The organism is Anaerostipes sp. Marseille-Q3525, from assembly GCF_018223505.1.
Classification (GTDB): Bacteria; Bacillota; Clostridia; order Lachnospirales; family Lachnospiraceae; genus Anaerostipes; species Anaerostipes amylophilus.
The window spans coordinates 1-5965 of sequence record NZ_JAGTTT010000054.1 but is presented as its reverse complement, the minus strand read 5'-3'; the positions used below and the strand labels follow the sequence as shown (position 1 = coordinate 5965).

The following is a 5965-nucleotide window of genomic DNA, read 5'->3' as shown; positions in this document are numbered from 1 at the left end:
CCAACAAAAAAAAAAGTGGGGGGGTCGCCGTTATCCACCCCCGCCACTCACCTCCACGTGTTCTGTAGTATGTCAGTCTTATAGATAAATAATATCAGAGGTAATGAGAATAAAAAGTAAAAAGTGAAGGTTAACCAATATGTTTCATGACACATTGGTGCCTTGCGCAGAAAGGCGGAATATAAATATGAAAAAATTAACAAGACAGGAGAAACACGAACAGTGTATGCGTGAAATCCGTGGAACACTGATCGTTGTTTTGATCTGCTGTGCTTGGCATATTGCCAGTGCATTTTTATTAAATGGTACTGGTCTTTATTTTCTAGGAATGCCAGCATGGTTTAGCGTATCAACTTTCGGAACGATCATACTTTCTTTGATCGGTGTCTGGTACTTATTAAAACATGTATTTATTAACTTCGATTATGATGATGAAGAGGAGGAAGAAGAATAAAATGTCAGCAAATCAGAAAATCATTCTTATGATCTTTATCGTTTACCTCATTTTAAATGCCGCGATCGGTATCATTTTTAGTAAACGTCAGAATAAAAAACAGCATACTTCTTCTGAGAAAAAATTCTTTATCGGTGGAAGAAATATGAATGGACTTCTTTTAGCAATGACAACCATGGCAACTTATACTTCTGTAAGTTCCTTTATCTCCGGACCTGGAGCTGCTGGTCTTACTTACGGATATGCACAGGCATGGATCGCTACCGTACAGGTTCCGATTACATTTCTGGTACTTGGTGTTCTTGGTAATAAACTGGCTTTAGTTTCAAGAAGAACCGGTGCCGTTACTGTTGTCGGTTATTTAAAAGCCCGTTATAAAAGTGATGTATTGGTTATCGTAACCAGTTTGCTTATGGTTATCTTCTTTATGGCACAGATGATCGGACAGTTTACTGGTGGAGCAACTTTGATCTCTTCCATCACAGGACTTGATCATGTCGTTTCTTTATTGATTTTTGGTGCAGTTGTTATCATCTATACATCTTTCGGTGGTTTCAGTGCTGTTGCGATCACAGATACGATTCAGGGAATCATCATGTGTGTCGGTACATTTTTGCTTTTATTCTTCGTATTAAAAGCTGGCGGTGGACTTGCTGGTATTGATGCTGGACTTGCACAGAATCTACCTGGTGTATATAATGATCTATTTTCAAAATATAGTCCCGGAACTTTGCTTAGTTTCTGGATTCTTGTAGGATTTGGTACTCTTGGACTTCCACAGACCGCTGTTCGTTCTATGGGATTTAAAAATACAAAGAGTCTTCATTCTGCGATGTGGATTGGTGCGGTTACTTGTAGCTTTATCATCGTTGGTATGCATATGGCTGGTACATGGGCAGGTGCACTGGTAGATACAAAGAATCTTCCAACTTCTGATTATTTTATTCCGTATATTGTTCAGAAGATCATGCCCGTTGGATTAGCTGGAACATTCCTTGCAGCACCTATGGCTGCTGTTATGTCTACTGCTGATTCTCTTTTGATCCTTGCTTCTGCAGCAATTGTAAAAGATCTGTGGCGTAACTATGTTGTCAAAGATGATCCTGTGAAAATTAAATCTTATAACAAAAATGTTGGAAAGATGAGTACACTTGTTACATTTGCATTCGGTGTGATCGTCATCTTACTTACGATCAATCCACCTGATATCATTTTCTTCCTGAATCTGTTTGCTTTGGGTGGTCTGGAATGCAGTTTCTTCTGGCCTTTAGTTGGTGGATTGTTCTGGAAGAAAGGAACAAAACAGGCAGCCGTCTTTAGTTCTATTGGAGCAGCGATCACTTATGTATTTTGTTACTATAATGTACAGATCGCAGGAATCAATGCCGTTGTATGGGGACTTCTTGCCGGTGGAATCTTGTATTTTGTAATAGGAAATATAACTTGCAAGAATGGACTTGATGAAGATATTATTAAGAATTGTTTCTAGATTTTGGATTACTTGAATTCAAAACATATCAATAAATAATATAATAAAAAGCCTCTGTGTGATGTTTCAAACTTTTTATTAACATCATACACAGAGGCTTTTTGTTTATTTAATTTTCTTTACTTTAGAAAAAGCTCCATATATCTTTTTCTTTCCAGACGTTTTTACAGCTCGTACTTTATAAGATCCATTCTTTGGTGCTTTCTTATACTTATAACTTGTTTTCTTGGTCGTTGTTACTCTTACCCATTTTTTACCTTTAAAACGATATACCTGATAGGAGGTTGCACCGCTTACTTTCTTCCACTGTAACTGAACTGTTTTCGAAGATCTCTTACATTTGCCCCAAGTTACTTTCCCAAGGGAAGTATCTGTTACCGTTATCGTAATCGTTTTGGCAAACGATGGAGCTTGTTTTGGTGTGATCGTAACACTTGTTTTTCCAGCTTTTAACCCTGTTATTTTACCAGAAGCCGATACTTTACATATCGATGGAGAAGAAACTTTGTATTTCATTTCACTTGAAATCAATGGTACATTGACAAAATGATTGTATATACTATAGGAAATATTTTTAGAAGTTCCATTCTTTAAACTAAATGAATTTATTGGATTTACTGAAAATAAATATCCTATCTGAGCTTTTGTAACTTCTATATTAGTTGTTGCAGTGTTGTTTTTGTAAGAAGATTCTTCTGCTGCATCTACAGCGGCTGTTGAAAAGTTCTGTACCCAGTAACATATGCCATTTACCTTAACCGCTCCAACACCAATTCCAGTATATCTATCTGTAAGAATATTAGCTCTATGTCCATCTGAATTCATCCATGAAGTCATGACGGATCTGCTGCTTGTCTGATCTGCAGCAATATTTTCTCCACTCGTAATATATCCAAGTTTGCTATCGTAACATACGCTATAATAAAATCTTCCTGATGGACGTATATGAGAAAATGCTATTGCAAGTTCAGCCGCACGAATCATAGATCCCTTGATCATACGACGATCCATGGTAAGTGCTTTTAATCCTTTCTTCCTTCTTTCACTATTGACTCTTTTTACAATATCAAATGCTGCTTTATAATCGTATGTTACTTTAATCGGCAGCTTCTCCATCCTCATATAAGAACCATCTTCGATTTTTTGTAGTCCATTTAACCCTTCAATCACTGCTTCTGCTGGAAATGCTTGTTTTCCAACATATATTACAGAAGCTGGAATCCTCACTTTTTTAATTTTTGTTCCATAAAAAGCAAGACTTCCTATCATCTGTAACGTATTTGAAAATGTTACGGATGTAAGGCTCTTGCAATTGAAAAATGTCTGGTATGCAATTTCGTTTAAATTCTTTGGAAAATTGATGGTTGTCAATGCAGAGCACTCCCCGAAACATCCATCTTCCAAGGAAGTTACGCTATCTGGAATTTTAATCTGTTTTAGTGATGAACAATAACCAAATACAAGCCCATCCAGCTTCTTTATATTATTTCCCATAGATACGCTTGTTAATGAAACACATTTATAAAACATCCTATATGGAATTGTTGTAAGTCCATTTCCAAAAGTTACTGTTTTTAACTGTGTACACTTTTCACAGATATAATAACCTGCTGACCTTACAGAATTCGGAATATTCAGGCTTGTAATAGTAGCACCCGCAAACGCTCCTTCACCAATTGTAGACACACTCGTTGGAATCACTATTTTTCCAACCTTTGCATGATTCAACGCATTCTTTCCAATTTCTTTTACTGAATTTGGAATCTGATAAGATGCGGCCTGCTTTCCAACTGGATATAAAATCAGTTTTGTTTTATTTTTATTGAATAAAACTCCATTCCTTGTGCTATAAGAAGGATGCCCGGATGCTACTTCAATCTTCTGAAAATCATAACATTCAAAAAATGCAAGTTCTGAAAAAGTTTTTAGCGTTGCTGGAATTGTAATATTTTTGATCGCACATCTTTGGAATGCATAATCTCTCATTGTTGTTAATTGAGATGGAATAGTTACATTCACAAGTGCAGAGCAATTCGCAAACGCTGCCCTATCTAACACTTTTAATGAAGTTGGCAATGTTGCACTTGTAAGTTTATCACACTCCAAAAATGCAGCTTCACCAATCTTTGTTAATGTCGATGGAAATTCTATCTCAGAAAGATTATAAAACTGTGCAAATGCATTTTTCCCAATCTCTGTAATACCCTTTTCCAAAATGATTTTTTTAGCTTGATTCTGATATTGTGCTAAATCATTTCTATTATCATAATTCCCAACAACCTTACCTCTTCCGCTGACTCGAAGTGTCTGGGTATTTTCATCCCATGTATAAGTCATGGAATCTACACTGGAAGCTTTTGTAGCACCTTTGCCTTTCGCTTTTGAGGATGTGCTGATGTGTTTGCTTTCAAAGGTATAACCTATTGGTTTTGTCGATTGCTTTTTTGATCTGTCTTGTAATGATATTTTTGTTTCTGTTCTTAGATTGTCTGCTGCCGATATGGAAATTGGCTGAAATGCAGTTGTGGCAGCTAGTGCCAATGATAGAAAAATGGTTGTTAGTTGTTTCTTTATCATACTTTTCCTCCTTTATAATTCGTAACTTTCCAATATACTTTCCTCATTATTTGTATGAAAATGATAAGTTATAAAATCAAATAAAAGTAACTCAGCAAACGTATTAGAATCAAAGAAATGAGGATCTCCCGTAACTTGTGCTGCATATACAGCAAGCCTCTCTTTTTTACTACAAAAGACTGGAAGTTTTGTTATTCCATGTTCTATATGCTTTAAAAGTACCTTCCAAAATATGATTCCAAAATATCATCAAATACAGTGTGAATCGTTGGAAAATATTCATGGAGATACACTTTATTCTTTTGGAAATTTTCCTGAATCAGTGCAAATGTGTCATTTTGTGTCCTTCTCTCAGCGATTTCCCGATATATTTTGCAAACTCTGTCAGGTAATTGTTGCATCCATTTTTCTGTTCTTTCTTCCGGTTCTACATCAAAGATAACTAACTCCTGTTTTGCTTCCATGTAAAATATTTCTTTTAGAAATTCAACAATTCTTCCCTGACGATCGTAATCTTCTTTTTTCTTTTCCTGCTCCTGCTTTAATTGTTCCAGATCTTTTCTTAAAGAAGTACTTTCCTCAACGGATTTTTCTATCTCAAAAGGTAGTTTTGAAAGATTTCTCGACATTGTCTTTCAGCCTGCCCCTTATCATATAAAACCTCATCTATATATGCTTCAATTTCCTGTGCGTATCCCTCTTTTCCTTTTATTAAGGATAATTTGTTCAAATATGTCTGATGTTGTAATTGTAATTTCATAAGAAGCTTCTGGTATTTTATAAGGTTCTGTTTTACTTCCATAAAAACATCCAAACGTGTTGCATTGTATCATAAAGACATCATAGCTTCAATTTTTGTATCTTTATCTGACTTTGAACAATGAAATTTTTTGGTCGTTTGATCACAGGCACAGCCAGTGGATTTTCTCTGCGGTTTTGCCTGCAAAGCTAAATTCTGGCTCTTTATTCTATTGTGACTTATAAACATCTGTCCACTGATATTTTTTTAATTTCTCATCATTCATTTTACTTGCTACTGGAAAATAAACAGCAAAACTTTTAGCACTTGCAATCTATCTTTTTTCTAAATTTTTAATTCCTATTTCATTAATACTTCCAAACGAATCAATAATATTAGTTACTGCCTGATTGTTTGTTGATGTTGCTACAATAACAGGTGCTTTATCCTTTTTGAGAGCTGCATTAACATACATATTTGCAACAATTGATTGTAATAAAGTTGTCTTCCCCGTTCCTGGAGGACCATTTACAGCTAATACCTCACCATTCTTTATTTCGCTAAAACAACTGATTGCCTCTCTTTGTGATGGTGAAAGAGGGTATTCTCCACCCATCTGACCTGAATGATACTTCATTTTGTTAAAGTCTATTTTATTTGTGTTATTAATTCGCATAGATGTTTCAATATTTCCATCTGTCATTTT

At 35.3% G+C, this 5965-nt stretch carries 6 protein-coding genes; 2 read left to right on the top strand and 4 right to left on the bottom strand.

Annotation, left to right across the window (positions count from 1 at the left end; all coding sequences use genetic code 11):
- Positions 1-187: 187 nt before the first annotated feature.
- The gene (locus tag KE503_RS13920) at positions 188-454 is read left to right on the top strand and encodes a YhdT family protein (protein WP_212385639.1); all 267 of its coding nucleotides are present in this window, start codon (positions 188-190) and stop codon (positions 452-454) included.
- Between the two features lies 1 nt (position 455).
- Positions 456-1943 carry a sodium/pantothenate symporter gene (gene panF, locus KE503_RS13915; RefSeq protein ID WP_022375082.1) on the top strand — a complete coding sequence of 496 codons (1488 nt, stop codon included), beginning with the start codon at positions 456-458 and terminating at the stop codon, positions 1941-1943.
- Positions 1944-2048: 105 nt separating this feature from the next.
- Here the strand turns inward: panF and KE503_RS13910 are convergent, their stop codons facing one another.
- The 4 genes from KE503_RS13910 to KE503_RS13895 form a co-directional block, all read right to left on the bottom strand.
- Entirely contained in the window at positions 2049-4520 is a 2472-nt protein-coding gene (locus tag KE503_RS13910) for a leucine-rich repeat protein (protein WP_212385637.1), read from the bottom strand.
- A gap of 12 nt (positions 4521-4532) precedes the next feature.
- Complete coding sequence (locus tag KE503_RS15100; protein ID WP_442859956.1) at positions 4533-4715, bottom strand: TIGR02679 domain-containing protein; 183 nt, start codon at positions 4713-4715, stop codon at positions 4533-4535.
- A 17-nt stretch (positions 4716-4732) separates the two neighbouring features.
- Positions 4733-5149, bottom strand: coding sequence for a hypothetical protein (locus KE503_RS13900; RefSeq protein WP_212385635.1), 417 nt, complete (start codon positions 5147-5149; stop codon positions 4733-4735).
- Positions 5150-5593: 444 nt separating this feature from the next.
- Positions 5594-5965: AAA domain-containing protein (locus tag KE503_RS13895; RefSeq protein WP_249183085.1), on the bottom strand; the 372-nt coding region annotated here is incomplete at its 5' end.